The organism is Chryseobacillus diguaensis (assembly GCF_049220665.1).
Taxonomy (GTDB): domain Bacteria; phylum Bacillota; class Bacilli; order Bacillales; family Bacillaceae; genus Metabacillus_B.
In genome coordinates this window covers 23,932-39,886 of the sequence record NZ_JBMKNV010000015.1, presented here as the reverse complement: position 1 = coordinate 39,886, position 15,955 = coordinate 23,932, and the positions used below count along the sequence as shown (strand labels likewise).

Genomic DNA, 15,955 nt, shown 5'->3' with positions numbered 1-15,955 from the left:
AGAGATGTCTTTATTTGATCATAAGATTTCCGAATTAAAATCACTACTACATAAAAAAGAGATTTCTGTTACAGACTTAGTCTCTGAATCTTACAATAGAATTCAAGAGGTTGACGGCAAGGTTCAGGCGTTCCTTACACTCGATGAGGAAAAAGCCCGTTCTTACGCGAAGGAGCTTGATGAAGCACTAAGCAGCCGCTCTGACTTCGGACTGCTTTACGGTATGCCGATCGGTGTGAAGGATAACATCGTAACGAAAGGACTCCGCACAACGGCAGCCAGTAAAATTCTTGAAAACTTCGACCCGATCTATGATGCGACGGTGGTTAACAAGCTGAAAGCAGCAGAATCCGTTACAATCGGGAAGCTGAACATGGACGAGTTCGCGATGGGTTCTTCCAATGAAAACTCCAGCTTCCAAGTGACAAGAAACCCATGGAACCTCGACACTGTACCGGGCGGATCAAGCGGCGGTTCAGCAGCTTCTGTAGCAGCTGGAGAAGTTCCGTTTTCACTCGGATCTGACACAGGCGGATCCATTCGCCAGCCGGCAGCATTCTGCGGCGTTGTCGGATTAAAACCGACTTATGGCCGTGTATCCCGTTTTGGACTCATTGCATTTGCGTCTTCTCTGGACCAAATCGGACCAATCACTCGTACAGTTGAAGACAATGCCTTTTTGCTTCAGGCTATTTCCGGTACTGACGAAATGGATTCCACTTCCGCAAATGTGGACGTGCCTGATTTCCTTTCGTCCCTTACAGGTGATGTAAAAGGCTTGAAAATTGCTGTTCCGAAAGAATATCTGGGAGAAGGTGTTGGCGAAGAAGCGAAGAATGCTGTCCTTGAAGCATTGAAAGTGCTCGAAGGTCTTGGTGCAACATGGGAAGAAGTATCTCTTCCGCATTCCAAGTACGCTCTTGCAACCTATTACCTGCTGAGCTCTTCTGAAGCATCATCCAACCTTTCCCGTTTCGATGGAATCCGCTACGGCTACCGTACAGACAACGCGGAATCCTTATTGGACCTGTACAAGCAAACACGTTCTGAAGGCTTCGGAAACGAAGTGAAACGCAGAATTATGCTTGGTACGTTCTCTCTAAGCTCAGGCTATTACGATGCTTATTACAAAAAAGCGCAAAAAGTCCGTACTTTGATTAAAAAGGACTTTGAAGACGTTTTTGAAAAATATGATGTCATTATTGGACCGACAACTCCAACTCCAGCCTTTAAAATTGGCGAAAAAATCGATGATCCGCTAACGATGTATGCAAATGATATTCTGACGATACCTGTGAACCTTGCTGGAGTACCTGGAATTTCGGTTCCATGCGGACTTTCCAACGAACTTCCTTTAGGTCTTCAAATCATCGGAAAGCATTTTGACGAAGGTACCGTTTACCGAGTAGCACATGCATTTGAACAGGCAACAGAACATCATAAAGCAAAACCGGAACTGTAAGGGGTGAGATAAATGAATTTTGAAACGGTTATTGGACTTGAAGTCCATGTAGAGCTGAAAACAAACTCAAAAATTTTCTCCGCTTCACCGAACCATTTCGGAGCGGAGCCGAACACAAATACATCTGTCATCGACCTTGGCTATCCAGGTGTTTTGCCTGTATTGAACAGGGAAGCTGTTGACTTTGCGATGAAGGCTGCGATGGCACTAAACTGTGAAATCGCGACAGATACTAAATTTGACCGCAAAAACTACTTTTATCCTGATAATCCGAAGGCTTACCAAATCTCTCAATTTGATAAGCCGATCGGGGAGCATGGTTGGATCGAAATTGAAGTAGAAGGCAAAAAGAAAAAAATCGGCATTACCCGTCTTCACCTTGAAGAGGATGCAGGCAAACTGAATCATACAGGCGACGGATACTCCCTAGTTGATTACAACAGACAGGGTACTCCGCTTGTGGAGATCGTTTCAGAGCCGGATATCCGCACACCTGCAGAAGCTTATGCTTACCTTGAAAAGCTGAAAAGCATCATCCAATATACAGGCGTTTCTGACTGCAAAATGGAAGAGGGATCCCTTCGCTGTGATGCCAATATTTCCTTGCGCCCAGTAGGACAAGAGCATTTCGGAACAAAAGCTGAGCTAAAGAACCTGAACTCCTTCAACTTCGTCCGCAAAGGCCTTGAGCATGAAGAAAAACGCCAGGCTGAAGTATTGCTTTCAGGCGGAATCATTGAGCAGGAAACACGCCGCTTTGATGAATCAACAGGCAAAACCATTTTGATGCGTGTGAAAGAAGGCAGTGACGATTACCGTTATTTCCCTGAGCCGGATCTATTGGATCTTTATATTGATGAAGACTGGAAAGCCCGCGTGCGCGCAGAAATTCCTGAGCTTCCGGATGAAAGAAAAGCCCGTTATGTATCAGAGCTTGGACTTCCTGCCTATGATGCAATGGTACTTACACTCACAAAGGAAATGTCTGATTTCTTCGAAGCAGCCGTTGAAAAGGGTGCTGACGCAAAGCAAGCCTCCAACTGGCTGATGGGTGAAGTATCTGCTTACCTGAATTCAGAACAGAAGGAGCTTGCTGATGTAGCCTTAACTCCTGAAGGACTTGCCGGAATGATCAATCTGATCGAAAAAGGGACAATCTCTTCTAAGATTGCGAAAAAAGTCTTCAAAGAATTGATCGAAAACGGCGGAAACGCTGAGCAAATCGTCAAAGACAAGGGACTTGTCCAAATCTCTGACGAAGGCTCTCTTCGTACGATGGTGACAGATGCCCTTGATTCAAACCCTCAATCCATCGAAGATTTCAAAAACGGAAAAGACCGTGCAATCGGCTTCCTCGTTGGACAAATCATGAAAGCCTCCAAAGGTCAGGCAAACCCGCCGATGGTGAATAAGATTTTGATGGAAGAAATTAATAAGAGATAAGATGGAATGCCGGGGATGAGTCCCCGGCATTTTTATTTGGAGAATTATAGACAAATCAGGCTCTGGCTCTTGCACCAATACATAAAGTATAATAATAAATATAGTAAAATTTACCATAAATCATGTAATCTGAAAAATAAAACGGGGGCACATACTTTTGTTTAAATCATTAGTAAGCTTTCTAGGTTTACTGGTTATAGTTTTAGGAATTTCTGGCTGCGGTACAACTCATAAGGCAGAGAGCAACACTGCGGCTCCCTCGATGCCTGATGATCAAACAATTGGCACTGTCACCTCCAAGGAGCAGGGAGAGTTAACAGTGGATTATTCCGAATGGTATTACAGAGGCATTGATGGACCAATTGCAGGGACTGGACATTCGGTAAAGCTGCCGTTGGCCGATTCAGTCACTGCGACAAATAAGACGGGGAAGAAAGTGGCCCTGAAGGATATCAAGATTGGCCAAAAGCTCTCTCTCGTGCCAGCCGTTCAGGATCAGACAAAATGGAAAGCAAGCAAAGTCACTCTTTTACCCATGACCAAAAAGGAAATTTGGCATGACTTCCTTGCAGAAGGAACTACTTCTTTTCAAACGAGTGTCTTTTTTGAGGAGGGTAAACCGATCGGCAAATACGACATGGAAAACCTTCTTGATAAAGATAATCCCAGTCCGTTTGCAAATGGAGGAATTAGCTGGGTACACTATGAACCCGATTATGTTGTTGATGTGAAGAAGGAATTAAAAATCAGCAAAATGCCTGTGATTCTGATTTTTAACCAAGAAAAAGAAGTATTCAGGACTTACAAAAAAGAAGAAGCGGAAAAATATTTGAATGAGCATTAAGAGCCGAAGACTATCTGTCTTTGGTTTTTGTAATTGGTTATAGTAAAGGTAAATGGCTAAAATAATAAGAAACTGAATGGCCGAGGGGGCAGTGATCGTGGAGAAAAGAAGACCTGTTATCGGAATAACAAGTTCAAAAGTGCTGCATAACAAATTGCCGAGTGTTCATTTGAATGCAAGATATTATGAATCGATAGAGGAAGCAGGCGGTACCCCGGTTGTCATCCCTATTGGCGATGACGAAATGGCAGAAGCTTGGGCAGCGCTCTGCGACGGGATTTTGCTTAGCGGAGGGGAAGATATTGATCCGAGTGGATACGGAGAACAGCTTCATCCTCTAACAGGAGCTACTTCTAAGGAAAGGGACGAAACAGAGCTGGCTCTTATCCGAATGGCTAAAGAAAAAAAGATTCCATTACTGGCGATTTGCAGGGGAGCTCAGCTATTAAATGTGGCACTTGGCGGAACGCTGATTCAGGATATTGGAAGCGAAATTAAAGGATCCCTGGAGCATAAACAAATCAAGCCCCGTCCTGAGCCTTCTCATAAAGTTAAGCTTTTAGAAGGCAGCAGACTTTATGAAATCCTTGACGGACCTGATATAGAGGTAAACAGCATGCATCATCAAACCATTGGAAAGCTTGGAGAAGGAATGAAGGCTGTAGGCACTGCGCCCGACAGCATCTCTGAAGCATTCGAAGTAACAGATCCTGATTGGAAGGTGCTTGCAGTACAATGGCATCCGGAGGAAATGGCTTCGGCAGATGAAAGAATGAGGCGGCTGTTTGAGGCTTTTATTGAGGACTGTCGCTGAAATTTTGGATTGAAAAATAAATGAATTATCGAAATTTTTCTAAGGTACTGGAATATTGTTAAATGCCGTTCTTAATAATCGGACGGCACTGAAATATCAGAGGCGATTCTATTATTATTAAGGGAAGAGAGCAGTATATCGGAGTAAGAACCCATTATATCAGCGGTCAGTCCAGAAATATCGGCGGATCAGTCCAATATATCAGCGCTAAGTCGAGAAATATCAGTGGATCAGTCCAATATATCAGCGCTAAGTCGAGAAATATCGGCGGATCAGTCCAATATATCAGCGCTAAGTCGAGAAATATCAGTGGAACCCCCTTTAAAGAATGGACAAATCAATAATAGCTTTTTTAAGGAGCAATCGATAGAAGTTGCTTCTTTTATTTTGCCATTACTGGAGGGGGAAGACAAAAGACTTAATTTCTCTTTTTTATGATTTTTTCTTGTTAATATACCCCCTATAGGTATATTATTTAAAATAAGCAAACATAAAAGTTAGAGGAGTGTTCTAATGAAAAGACAGCTAATGTTTCTTGGTGCAGCAGCAGTCATTGCTTTAAGCGGATGCGGAAATGAAGCAACCCATAAAATGGGATCTGATCATCAATCAATGGATCACAGCATGCACTCGAGTTCTGGTGAATTGCCAAAAGGGCTAAAGGAAGCCGAAAATCCCACTTTTAAAGTTGGCAGTGAGGCCATAATGAAGGCCGATCATATGGAAGGCATGAAAGGGGCGAAAGCAACGATTGCAGGCGCATACAGTACAACAGCTTATGCTGTAACCTATACACCGGCAACGGGCGGAGAAAAAGTCACCAATCATAAATGGGTGATTCAAGAGGAAATAAAGGATGCAGGGGATCAGCCACTAAAACCAGGCGCAGAAGTGATGTTAGAGGCTGACCATATGAAAGGGATGAAGGGAGCAACTGCTAAAATTGACTCAGCCGAGAAGACGACTGTTTACATGGTGGACTACACGCCTTCTGAAGGGGGAGGAAAAGTGAAAAATCATAAATGGGTTACGGAAAGTGAGCTTTCAAAAGAGTAAATGTATCAGATTTAGAAAGCCAGCTCTCCTCTTTTTAAGTGAAAGCCCATCCTCTTGGCATAATACCACCCTAAGAGGCAAAACATACTTGTATCTAGTTTTACAGGAAGTGATTAAAGGGTAACTTATAGTTGCTGAGAAACTTAAAAGGAGGAGCTGGGTTTGATAGGAGCTGTGCTGACACTTGCTGTCTCATTTTTTGCTGTAATGAATCCTCTTGGAAATATTCCAATCTTTATCTCGCTGACAAGCGGCTATACAGACCAGAGCAGAAGGAATACGGCAAGAAAAGCAGCGGTCGTGTCGTTTATCATTCTGACCGTTTTCCTGATCCTCGGAAATCTGATCTTTTCTGTCTTCGGCATTACCATTCATGCCTTTCGAGTTGCAGGAGGTATTCTGATCTTTGGAATCGCGTTCAATCTCCTTCATGCAAAGCCGTCAAAGGCCCAAAGTCCGCATGGGGATGAAAAGATGGAGGCAGAAGTGAAGGATGATATCTCGATCACACCGCTTGCTATTCCCATTATGGCTGGACCCGGTACCATTGCCACTGTTATGGCTCGGACATCAGAACATCACGTTGTGAACCTGCTTGGGGTTCTGATAAGCTACACTGTCATACTCGTTGCAACCTATTTTCTCTTTGCTTACTCAACCCCGATTATTAATAAAATCGGCAAAAATGGCCTGAATGTTGTTTCAAGACTGATGGGTTTAATTCTTGCGGTTATGGCGATTCAAATGATTGCAGACGGCGCACATGGGTTGTTTCCGAATCTTTAATAGATGAATGCAGAGCGAAAAGCCCAGACACGAAACTGTCTGGGCTTTTCTATTGATGGCTATTATTTTAAATAGCATCTCCTAACATAGACCGTTTTTGAAGATTCTCAGAAAGCAGGCTGTAGGCGAAAACTTTCTTTTTTACTTGTTTGACGACATCTACATGATCGCTGTAGCTGTAGACAAATAAGCGGACATCCTTTTTGCCTCTCTTTGTCTCAATCACGATCGGGGTTCCGCCGTTTTTTGGATGAAGATAAAATTCTTGGTTACCCGGATGGACATAATATTTCTCTATAAAAATCGCTTCATTAAAATCATGGATCACCTGAAGTTTTTCTTCCTCTGCTAAGTCTTTTCCATTGATCGTTAAGGCAGCGTCTGAGTCGCTAAGCTTTGAATGCAGTTCAAATTTGCTGACAAGCCATTCGACAACAGGTGTTGGAAGACATGTCATAAAAATTTTAACAGCACTGACAAGAATGATGGCAAGCACAACTAGCCATGTCATGTATCATCATCTCCGTTATGTTTTCAATAAGTAGTAGTTGGACATCCTTATTTTAACATAGAACGGAAAGCTGTTTTTTGTCCATTATGTGAAAGTTGATTATAGATTTCGGAAAGCACTCTTTGCATCTACTTTGTTTTTCGTGATCTTATTATCATACAGCCATTGAGAGACATTGTTCCAGGTTTCTTCTTCCTGGTAACCGAATGGCTTTCCTTTTTCCTCCATCAGAGGGAGCAGAATCTTTAAGCTTTTCGTTTCCACTTCTTTATCAAGCGGAGAGGATTCTTCCTCGTGATTCATTAATATCGAAAGGCCTTCTTCAGGATGTTTCTCCACATACTGCTGGCCTTTTGTCATGGCAGCCATGACCTTCTTGTAAACCTGCGGCTTTTCTTTTAATGACCTCTCGCTTGCCGCAAGAACGAGTTCATAATAATCCGGGACGCCATATTTTGTTGGATCAAGTGTGCGAACGGGATGATGTTCTTTATCCAAAAGCAGTTTTTCATGATTGATAAAGCCGCCCATCAAGGAATCGATCTTGTTCGTAACCATGGATGGGATCAGATTGAAGCCGATATCTGTCATCATTACCTTATCGGGATTGCCGCCGTCGGCTTTTACCATTGTACGAACTAAAGCTTCATCCAATGGACTGGAAGGATAACCAACTGATTTTCCTTCGAGATCCTTAGGTGAGTGAATGTTCCCGTTTTTCGGAACCATCAATTGATTCAGCGGATGGCGGACGATGGCAGCAAAGGATTGAACGGGAATGCCTTCACTTCTCGCCATAAGGATTTCAGGCTGATAGCTAAGGGCCATATCAATCTGATTGGACGCTGTCATTTTGAGGGGATCATTCGTATTTGCCGGCATTTTGAACTCGACATCAAGCCCCTGCTCCTTGAAGTAGCCTTTTTGTTCAGCTGTATAAAGAAAAGAGTGAACAGCATTCGGATACCAATCTAGCATCAGGGTAATCTTTTGCAGGTGATCGGAGCCTTTTCCGGAAGCACTTCCGTTTGGGCCTGAACTGCATCCTCCTAAAATAAGCACGAATATGCCAAATAGAATTAATAACGATTTTTTCATCTCAACTCTTCCTTCCAAAAATGTATTTAAACCGGCCACTCTTCTCCTTTGTAAACCATGTCCCAGAAGAGGAATTCAAGTTTTGAAGAGGTGAGGAATTGCTCTTCTAAGATAGCTAGATCCTTCTCGCTTTTCCTTTCAGTCAGCTTGTCCAGCAAATCAATCAGCCAGACAGCGAGGGAACCAAATTCTTCTGAAGCATACATGGTGACCCACTTACCGTAGAAAGGATGCTCGCTTGAGCCTGGGTACTCTGCTTTAAGCATTTTTCCGATTTCCCAGTAGCTCCACATGCATGGCAATAAAGCAGAAATCAATTCCTCCAGGGAGCCGCTCTGGGCTGCGCTCAGCATGTATCGCGTATAAGCAAGATTGAGCGGAGCGGGTTTGACTGCCTCCAGCTGTTCTTTTGTAATGCCGAACTGTTCTGCATATTGGCGGTGCAAATCCATTTCTTCATGCAGAGTATCATTCAGAATCTTTGCAAATGCGGCCATTGTTTCGATATCCTTTGCTTTTGCAGCACCGAGCGCAAACATCTTTGCGTAATCAATTAAAAAGACATAATCCTGCTTCATGTAGCGGATGAACGATTCCTTAGGAAGATCTCCTTTTCCGATTCCCGTTACAAACGGATGCTGATGGGTTTTTAGCCAAATGCCTTCTGCTTTTTGATAAAGCCTTCGTGAAAATGTCATTCGATCTCCTCCAATGGAAAGTTTTCCTGCACAAAAAACCCGCTCTTCTCCGGAGAAGTAAGCGGGTTCGTATAACAAGCCATAGGTAAACAATACAATCAAAAGGCTGGATAGTCGGCCGCTTTCCTCCGCTGGTATAATCCAGTTCAGGTTCAAAGGGTTTAGAACGATGGTTCAATCTCAGCCCATGACAAGGCACCCCTAGCAGAAATAAAATATTCGGTTATGTACTGATGGTAACCATTATTGGATAAATAGTAAAGGGGAAAAAGTGTAGGGCTATTTCCGAAAGGGTATGAAATAAGTCGATAAATACCTAGGAGGAAACCATGGCCAGAAAAGCGATTATTGGCATTACCGGATCTGCTAATGGGATTTAATTGAAACCAATCAACTCCGGTTATTTGTATTTGCGAATAAAGTCAAAAAAATTAGACACGATATATTTATGGAGATCTACAAAAAAAATCATATTTTGGGTAAAATTTTAAAATTTGTTATTATGATTATGGCAATTTCACTTATTTTATTTATAGTTTATTTTAATTTACAGCCTACAACAGTCCAAACAAATAAGAAACTTAATTTCCCGCATGTGATGCCTTCAAAACGGGTCGTTCTTATAATATTAGACTCTCTTATGGATAAGCCGCTTCAATCTGCTCTAAAGGAAGGAAAAGCACCTGCTTTACAATATTTAATCGATAATGGACGATATTACCCAAGAATGGTGAGCAGCTACCCCACGATGTCAATTACAATTGATAGTACACTCTTAACTGGAACGTATCCTGAAAAACATAAAGTGCCAGCACTTGTTTGGTATGATGAACACGAAAAACGTTTGATCAGTTATGGGAGTGACAAAAAAGAAATTTTGAAATTAGGAGTTAAACAAGTCTTATTTAAAGAGACCTTGTTTCATTTAAATGAACATCATTTGAGTGATCACGTAAAGACAATTCATGAAGAAATAAGTGATAGAGGATTACAATCTGCTTCAATCAATACACTGGTTTTTCGTGGAAACAAAACACAAATGCTCTATGTTCCAAAGTTATTACAGGTATTTCACTTTCTGAATAAAGATGCTTCTGTTAGAGGACCTTCCTATTTTTCCTATGGGATTTTATCTAAATTAAATCCAAATAATAAGTATACCCACTTCTGGCAGGCGTTCGGTTTTAATGATAAATATGCAGCAGAAGAATTGAAATATTTAATCGAACAAAATAGAGTCCCCTCCTTTTCATTGGTGTATTTTCTGGATAATGATAAAAAAGTTCATAAAAATGGAGTGAATGAAACGAAAGGAATTGAAGAGGCTGATAAACGGCTGCAGACCATCTTTAATACTTATGGTTCTTGGGAAAAAGCGTTAAAGGATAACGTTTGGATTGTAATGGGGGATAGCGGCCAAACTTCAATTGGCAGCGATAAGAAAAAGGCCTTAATTGATTTAAGAAGGGTGTTAAAAGAATATAGAATTCATAAAATTAGCGGGCCAATTCAGAAGAAAGATCAAATCGTACTGGGATTAAATGAGCGAATGTCTTTTATTTATCTTCTAGATGAATCGATCAAAGTAGAGTCTATTGTTAAACAACTTCAAAAAGAGAAACGCATTGATAATATTGCTTGGAAGGAAGGGGAGGCAGTTAAGGTTTTATCAGTTGACAAGAAAGGCGTGCTCTCTTATCAGCCAAATGGGAAATTTATTGATCAATACGGACAAAGCTGGAAAATAGAGGGGGATGTTTCTATTTTAGATATTAAGATGAAAAATGGTCACTCTATTATATATGGAAATTATCCAGATGCACTTGCACGCCTTTACAGTTCTTTCTATTCTCACCCAGGAAACTTCTTGGTAGTTAATGTAAAACCTGGATTTGAATTCATTGGGGAAGGAACTCCAATAAATGCAGGGGGAGCAAGCCATGGTTCATTGCATGAACAAGACACATACTTTCCCATGATTGTAACAGGAACGGAGCTTGAACCGGAACACTTAAGAATGGTTGATTTAAAAGATTGGATATTACATATTTTGGATAATTGAACGTTCTAACGGGCAGTGCTCGAATATAAAAAATAGAAGGGGCTATATGAGCTCCTTCTGAATTTTTTAAATATTTTTCATATAAAAATTTATTGAAGCTGGTTATTAGACGCTTGATTATTTTGTTGGGTGTTTTGCTGCATTTGCTGGCCTTGGCAACCCATTCCTGCAACAAGCGGGACAAACTGCTGCATGCTTTGTCCTATGCTTTTTTGGCCCTTAGTCATGCTATAAAAAGCAGCTGCACCGATACCTGCAGCTGCGATCAAAGGCAGCCATATTTGTTGTTTTTCCATGTTTTTCACCCCCTGGTGTTAACGATATAGCCTTTTTAATGTTTGTTTTTCTGCATCGAATTATGTTGGTTGAAACTTTCCAAATAAAATATAGTCTTTTTTAACAGAGAAGCTAGGGCAAAAAAGGGTTCTGAATTGCAAAAACATGCCACCAATAATATCCAAACCTTCAGTAAGAAATTGCAGTTTTTCAAAGTACTTAAAAGGATTGGATGAAGACAAAAAAATTTTCATATGTATAAATCACTAATAAAATTATGGGGTGGCATGATGAAAAATACTCATCAGTCTTCAGTAGGGCCCTTTCTAATGACAAGGTCTCTAAAACCTGAAAATCAGGAAACGCCAATTCAATTCTTGGAAAGAAGTATTGTACCTAATCATTTGTTCTACAAACGCAATCACTTTTCTTATCCAAACCTGCCGTCATCATTTTATTTGTTGCCAATAGGCGGATTTGTAAACGTACCAACCATTTTCTCATTACAAGAAGTTATTTCATTGCCATATAAAACTCTAAAAGTCATATTAGAATGTGCGGGGAACAAGCGAGAATTCTTTAATCCAAAAGTGTTTGGCGAACAATGGGAGAAAGGAGCAATTACAAGGAATATGGAGGGGAGTACCTTTAAGTACCCTGCTGCAAATGACTGGTATAAAACAAGGTGCTAAAGAAGTTGTATTTAAGGGTTATGATTACGGGAAAAGAACTGATTCTGACCAATTGGTGAGTTATACGAGAAGTTTACCGCTCGAAAAAGCACTTCATCCAGATACAATAATTGCTTATGAATATAATGAGAAACCAATCCCTTTTCAACATGGGTATCCTTTAAGATTAAACGTTCCTAAATGGTATGCTATGGCTTCTGTAAAATGGATCAAGGAGATAACAGTCATTGACCAGGAATATAATGGCCCCTTTCAAACAATTGATTATGTCTATTATCCATATAAAGAAACAGATGCTGAGAAATTTTCAGTAACGGTGATGAATGTTAATTCGACCATACAAAAACCATTAAACTTGTTGGATACAGGAATTCATTTAATAAAAGGAATTGCATGGACAGGTATAGGGACTATAACCAAAGTTGAAATAAGTTTAGATGAAGGCTATACTTGGAATTCATGTTCTTTAGAAGTACCTATATGAATGGGTTCAATGGCATTTTAATTGGGAGGTTTTTAGGAAAGGGGAATATACGATTATGGTGCGAGCTTCAAATTCCGAAGGTCATATTCAGCCCACCGAGGCATTTTGGAATAGAAAAGGATATGGTTATAATGCCATAGATTGTATTAAAGTAAAAGTGGAATAAATAAAATCACACTACCCCATTCATCTCCTTTCCATTTCGGAATTTTCTAAAAGGAGAAAAGGATTAGTTAAAATGAATATGGTGAAAGGCTTGCTTACATACGACGGAAAGCCATTTTATAATAGCGAAGGGCTAGGGCAGACTGGAATTAATATCCGATTAGGGAGGCGCCCGGAATTGACTATTCACAATCTCACGCTGCCGGCTGTTTTAAAAAAAGGGTGTTTTCGCAAAGATTGTTGCTAATCGTATGGTCTTAAAACACGTATAAAGATTAGCTTCGGGGCATCTTTTCTTAAAATACGCAGGTGTATTCTTGCTATTATTCACTTAATTGCATGAAAAAACAACAAAGTTTAAGAAAAGAGCCTAAAAAAATAATGAGAAAACAGAAGCACTTTAAACCACTCAGTCTTTTTTTCTGCATGAAATTAATCTATGGCGAGAAGAGCCATGACCAAAAAGGAGAAGTTTGCTGAAATTTCGCAAAAGGGAAACAATCTTTACGAGGAATAAGTGACATCTGCTATCCCATCGATGCCACTTAAAAGATAAGCCGTCGAATGCTGCCAGTTAAGTTTGGCGGACCCTAATCTTAAAGCTCATTTTAACAGGGGAGTTAGTCTGTCTAGAATATTGCTTAACCGCTTGGCATTTTTGGTATACATTTTTTTCGCTGACTCTGACTCAGTCTGAAGAGCAAACAGTTCCTGGTCGGCCTGACATTTCTTTAATGCGGCAAGCAGCATTGGTTTTTCCTGTGGAGAAGGAACTTTGATTTTATCATCATAAAGGTCGACCGTTAATTGACCATACGAATCGATTTGCCCAATAAATACATTGTCGATGGTAACCCCCAAATTTTCCAATTGGGAATTCAGCCATATACGGTTATACCCACTGGTTGCCAGTGGCTCGTCCAATAGCTGTCCATCCATAATGATTGTTTGCGTCTCCTTTTCTGGAGCGACCTTGATACCAAGAACTTTAGATGTTACTGGCTGGGATTCTTTCTTTAAAAGTACATCAAGATCCCCGCTTGGCTCAAGCAGTGCAAATTCCACGTCGGCAACATTGTATACGTTTTTTTTTCGAAGCTGTTCAAGAAATTCATCAATAGTAAATTTTTCTTTTTTTAAATTGTCTTCCATTACTTTGCCATCTTTCATAAAAACCGTCGGCTTGCCTTCTACAAAGTTACGGACTGCTCTACTCTTTAGAGAAAGCAAACCCAAAATAAATGGGATCACAGTCCATACTGCCATACTTAATACGCCGTATATGAAGTTTCCCTCTAACCCAGTAGAGACTTCTGCAGCAATGCTTCCAATCGTAATTCCAGTTATATACTCAAATAAAGTAAGCTGGGAGATTTGTTTTTTGCCAAGCCACTTTGTCAATAAAAATAAAATCACCAAAAATGAAAACGAGCGGATAACGATTAACAGCCATTCCGGCATTTTTGATCCTCCTTTTAAAATCCTTTATATTGAGGCTCCTCGCGTTCTAATTCGCCAACTCTTTCTTTTAAATCCGATATAATGGGATCCATATGCATCATGCATTCATGAAATACCTTTTTCGAGTCTTTATTTCCAGTTTTTAAGGCAAAATCACTTAGACTAGCTTGTGCGCTTTTTAAATTAGCCAAGCATTGCTTCACTTCAGAAGAAATGGTCATTTTCCTATCCCCTATCCTTTAGGTTTAAATAGTAAAGCTCCAATAAAGGCAAATACAATTGCTGCTGATATACCTGCACTTGTAACTTTGAACATCCCTGTGACAACACCGATAAGTCCATGTTTTTCCGCCTCTGCCATGGCGCCGTGAACAAGGGAGTTTCCAAAACTTGTGATAGGAATCGTAGCACCCGCTCCTGCAAAGTCGATCAGTGGCTCATACAGGTTAAGACCATCGAGAATTGCTCCAGCTACCACAAAAGTAGTCATTGTATGGGCCGGAGTGAGTTTAAAAACATCAAACATAATTTGTCCAATAACACAAATAGCCCCGCCAATCACAAACGCCCAAAATAAGATGGCCATATTATTTTCCCTCCTCATATTCGATAGATACTGCATGGGCAATACAGGGAATGGTTTCTTTTTGCTGGAAAGTTAAAGGAGATAATAAGGCTCCTGTTGCAACGACCAGCATTTTTTTGAATTCTCCTTTTTTCATTCGATTTAACAGGTGACCATAGACAACGGTTGCCGAACAGCCGCAGCCGCTGGCCCCTGCCAATACTGGCTGGTCTTCTCGATAAATCATTAATCCGCAATCCTGGAATTTTTGATCTGTTAATGACATTCCATGCTTGTTTAACAGATCAATAGCGACTTGATGGCCAATTTGTCCAAGGTCCCCTGTTACGATCAGATCATAATAAGATGAATCAATCCCCCGATCCCTTAAATGAGCTTCTATCGTATCCACTGCCGCAGGCGCCATGGCTCCTCCCATGTTAAAAGGGTCTGACAATCCCATGTCGACAACCCGGCCGATTGTCGCTGAAGTTACATAGGGTCCTTCTCCTTCGTCAGTTAAAATGGCAGTACCAGCACCGGTTACTGTCCATTGGGCCGTTGGCGGTTTTTGTCCCCCGTATTCAGTTGGATAACGGAACTGCTTTTCAACAGCAGCATTATGGCTGACCGTTCCAGTAAGCAAATATTTAGCTCCTTTTCCATTTACAATAAAAGCGCCCATTGCAAGCCCCTCCATTGAGGTTGAACAGGCTCCAAATAAGCCCATGTAGGGAATTTCCAGTGTCCGGCAGGCAAAACTGGAGGAAGTGATCTGATTGATCAGATCCCCTGCAAGAATAAATTGAATGTCCTCCTTATTTAACCCGGCTTTTTCTATTGCTTTTTGGCAAGATTCTTCAAAAAGGACGGTTTGTGCCTGCTCATATGAATCCTGGCCCAGCCATAAATCGCCATGAATGACATCGAAATCTTTCGGAATCCTGCCTTCACCTTCAAAAGGGCCTACAACGGTTCCAGTTGAAAGAATGACCGGTTTATTCTCAAATTCCCATGTACGATGCCCTTTTATCATTTACATCCCTCCCAATTGGATAACGATCGTTTTAATTATGGCGATAACGAATGCAGCAAAAACACCGAATAAGATAACAGAGCCTGCCAATTTAAACATATTGCTTCCAACCCCGAGGACAAATCCTTCAGATCGATGTTCGATTGCAGCGGAAATAACAGAGTTTCCGAATCCCGTTACAGGGACTGCCGTACCGGCACCTCCAAATTGCGCCAAACGGTCATACACCCCGAATCCGGTTAATAACATTGAGATAAAAATCATGGTAGCAACTGTTGGGTTCCCCGCTGATCTCTCAGTAAAATCAAAATACGTAATATACATCATGGAAATAAGCTGGCCAATTAGGCAGATCAACCCACCGACAAAAAACGCTTTAATACAATTAGCAAGGACAGGTCTTTTTAATTCTCTGTCACTTTGAAATTTCTGATACTCCTGTTGTACAGGGGTCATTTTTTTGTTTTTGCTAGACATATGCATCCTCCTCGATTAGAAATTT

General features: G+C 41.0%; 18 protein-coding genes, 1 pseudogene and 1 riboswitch. Of the genes and pseudogenes, 10 read left to right on the top strand and 9 right to left on the bottom strand.

Translation table 11 applies throughout. The annotated features are described in order from the left end of the window. The first annotated feature begins 4 nt into the window (after window positions 1–4). The 6 genes from gatA (at window position 5) to ACOT8F_RS18075 (ending at window position 6,405) form a co-directional block, all read left to right on the top strand. Window positions 5–1,462 carry an Asp-tRNA(Asn)/Glu-tRNA(Gln) amidotransferase subunit GatA gene (gatA, locus tag ACOT8F_RS18100; RefSeq protein ID WP_421653345.1) on the top strand — a complete coding sequence of 486 codons (1,458 nt, stop codon included), beginning with the start codon at window positions 5–7 and terminating at the stop codon, window positions 1,460–1,462. Window positions 1,463–1,474: 12 nt separating this feature from the next. Further along, window positions 1,475–2,905, top strand: coding sequence for an Asp-tRNA(Asn)/Glu-tRNA(Gln) amidotransferase subunit GatB (gene gatB / locus ACOT8F_RS18095; RefSeq protein WP_421653344.1), 1,431 nt, complete (start codon window positions 1,475–1,477; stop codon window positions 2,903–2,905). Between the two features lie 157 nt (window positions 2,906–3,062). Beyond that, window positions 3,063–3,749 carry a hypothetical protein gene (locus tag ACOT8F_RS18090; protein ID WP_421653343.1) on the top strand — a complete coding sequence of 229 codons (687 nt, stop codon included), beginning with the start codon at window positions 3,063–3,065 and terminating at the stop codon, window positions 3,747–3,749. A gap of 97 nt (window positions 3,750–3,846) precedes the next feature. After that, a complete protein-coding gene (locus tag ACOT8F_RS18085) occupies window positions 3,847–4,563 on the top strand; it encodes a gamma-glutamyl-gamma-aminobutyrate hydrolase family protein (RefSeq protein ID WP_421653342.1) in 717 nt (238 codons plus the stop codon). Window positions 4,564–5,076: 513 nt separating this feature from the next. Beyond that, window positions 5,077–5,619 (top strand): YdhK family protein, encoded by a 543-nt coding sequence (locus tag ACOT8F_RS18080; RefSeq protein ID WP_421653341.1) that lies wholly within the window; start codon window positions 5,077–5,079, stop codon window positions 5,617–5,619. Between the two features lie 162 nt (window positions 5,620–5,781). Next, complete coding sequence (locus tag ACOT8F_RS18075) at window positions 5,782–6,405, top strand: MarC family protein (protein WP_421653340.1); 624 nt, start codon at window positions 5,782–5,784, stop codon at window positions 6,403–6,405. Window positions 6,406–6,472: 67 nt separating this feature from the next. On the opposite strand, the gene ACOT8F_RS18070 is transcribed toward ACOT8F_RS18075, so the two are convergent. The 3 genes from ACOT8F_RS18070 to tenA form a co-directional block, all read right to left on the bottom strand. Beyond that, on the bottom strand, window positions 6,473–6,916 hold the full coding sequence (locus ACOT8F_RS18070) for a YfmQ family protein (RefSeq protein WP_421653339.1): 444 nt from the start codon (window positions 6,914–6,916) through the stop codon (window positions 6,473–6,475). A gap of 99 nt (window positions 6,917–7,015) precedes the next feature. Further along, window positions 7,016–8,014, bottom strand: coding sequence for an ABC transporter substrate-binding protein (locus ACOT8F_RS18065; RefSeq protein WP_421653338.1), 999 nt, complete (start codon window positions 8,012–8,014; stop codon window positions 7,016–7,018). Window positions 8,015–8,040: 26 nt separating this feature from the next. Further along, a complete protein-coding gene (gene tenA, locus ACOT8F_RS18060) occupies window positions 8,041–8,712 on the bottom strand; it encodes a thiaminase II (protein ID WP_421653337.1) in 672 nt (223 codons plus the stop codon). 106 nt (window positions 8,713–8,818) lie between these two features. Beyond that, window positions 8,819–8,925, bottom strand: a riboswitch (TPP riboswitch). A 235-nt stretch (window positions 8,926–9,160) separates the two neighbouring features. Here tenA and ACOT8F_RS18055 point away from each other — a divergent pair. Next, window positions 9,161–10,774 carry an alkaline phosphatase family protein gene (locus ACOT8F_RS18055; RefSeq protein ID WP_421653336.1) on the top strand — a complete coding sequence of 538 codons (1,614 nt, stop codon included), beginning with the start codon at window positions 9,161–9,163 and terminating at the stop codon, window positions 10,772–10,774. An 89-nt stretch (window positions 10,775–10,863) separates the two neighbouring features. Here ACOT8F_RS18055 and ACOT8F_RS18050 read toward each other — a convergent pair whose 3' ends face one another. Next, complete coding sequence (locus tag ACOT8F_RS18050; RefSeq protein WP_421653335.1) at window positions 10,864–11,070, bottom strand: hypothetical protein; 207 nt, start codon at window positions 11,068–11,070, stop codon at window positions 10,864–10,866. 234 nt (window positions 11,071–11,304) lie between these two features. Between ACOT8F_RS18050 and ACOT8F_RS18045 the strand changes: the two are divergent. The 3 genes and pseudogenes from ACOT8F_RS18045 to ACOT8F_RS18035 all read left to right on the top strand — a co-directional run. Next, a pseudogene (locus ACOT8F_RS18045) lies at window positions 11,305–11,932 on the top strand (molybdopterin-dependent oxidoreductase); the annotation flags it as partial. Then, window positions 11,933–12,226, top strand: a complete 294-nt coding sequence (locus tag ACOT8F_RS18040) for a molybdopterin-binding protein (protein WP_421653381.1) — start codon at window positions 11,933–11,935, stop codon at window positions 12,224–12,226. Between the two features lie 52 nt (window positions 12,227–12,278). Further along, window positions 12,279–12,392: a hypothetical protein gene (locus ACOT8F_RS18035; protein WP_421653380.1), complete on the top strand. Its 114-nt coding sequence runs from the start codon at window positions 12,279–12,281 to the stop codon at window positions 12,390–12,392. Between the two features lie 602 nt (window positions 12,393–12,994). Here the strand turns inward: ACOT8F_RS18035 and ACOT8F_RS18030 are convergent. Genes ACOT8F_RS18030 through spoVAC form a run of 5 tightly spaced genes read right to left on the bottom strand, consistent with a single transcriptional unit; the run spans window position 12,995 to window position 15,930 of the window. Beyond that, window positions 12,995–13,852, bottom strand: coding sequence for a DUF421 domain-containing protein (locus ACOT8F_RS18030; protein ID WP_421653334.1), 858 nt, complete (start codon window positions 13,850–13,852; stop codon window positions 12,995–12,997). A gap of 14 nt (window positions 13,853–13,866) precedes the next feature. Continuing rightward, a complete protein-coding gene (locus tag ACOT8F_RS18025) occupies window positions 13,867–14,073 on the bottom strand; it encodes a DUF1657 domain-containing protein (protein ID WP_421653333.1) in 207 nt (68 codons plus the stop codon). A gap of 11 nt (window positions 14,074–14,084) precedes the next feature. Continuing rightward, entirely contained in the window at window positions 14,085–14,438 is a 354-nt protein-coding gene (gene spoVAE, locus ACOT8F_RS18020; protein WP_421653332.1) for a stage V sporulation protein AE, read from the bottom strand. A 1-nt stretch (window position 14,439) separates the two neighbouring features. Then, the gene (gene spoVAD, locus ACOT8F_RS18015) at window positions 14,440–15,453 is read right to left on the bottom strand and encodes a stage V sporulation protein AD (protein WP_421653331.1); all 1,014 of its coding nucleotides are present in this window, start codon (window positions 15,451–15,453) and stop codon (window positions 14,440–14,442) included. After that, on the bottom strand, window positions 15,454–15,930 hold the full coding sequence (gene spoVAC, locus ACOT8F_RS18010) for a stage V sporulation protein AC (RefSeq protein ID WP_421653330.1): 477 nt from the start codon (window positions 15,928–15,930) through the stop codon (window positions 15,454–15,456). It abuts the gene before it with no gap. Window positions 15,931–15,955: the final 25 nt, after the last annotated feature.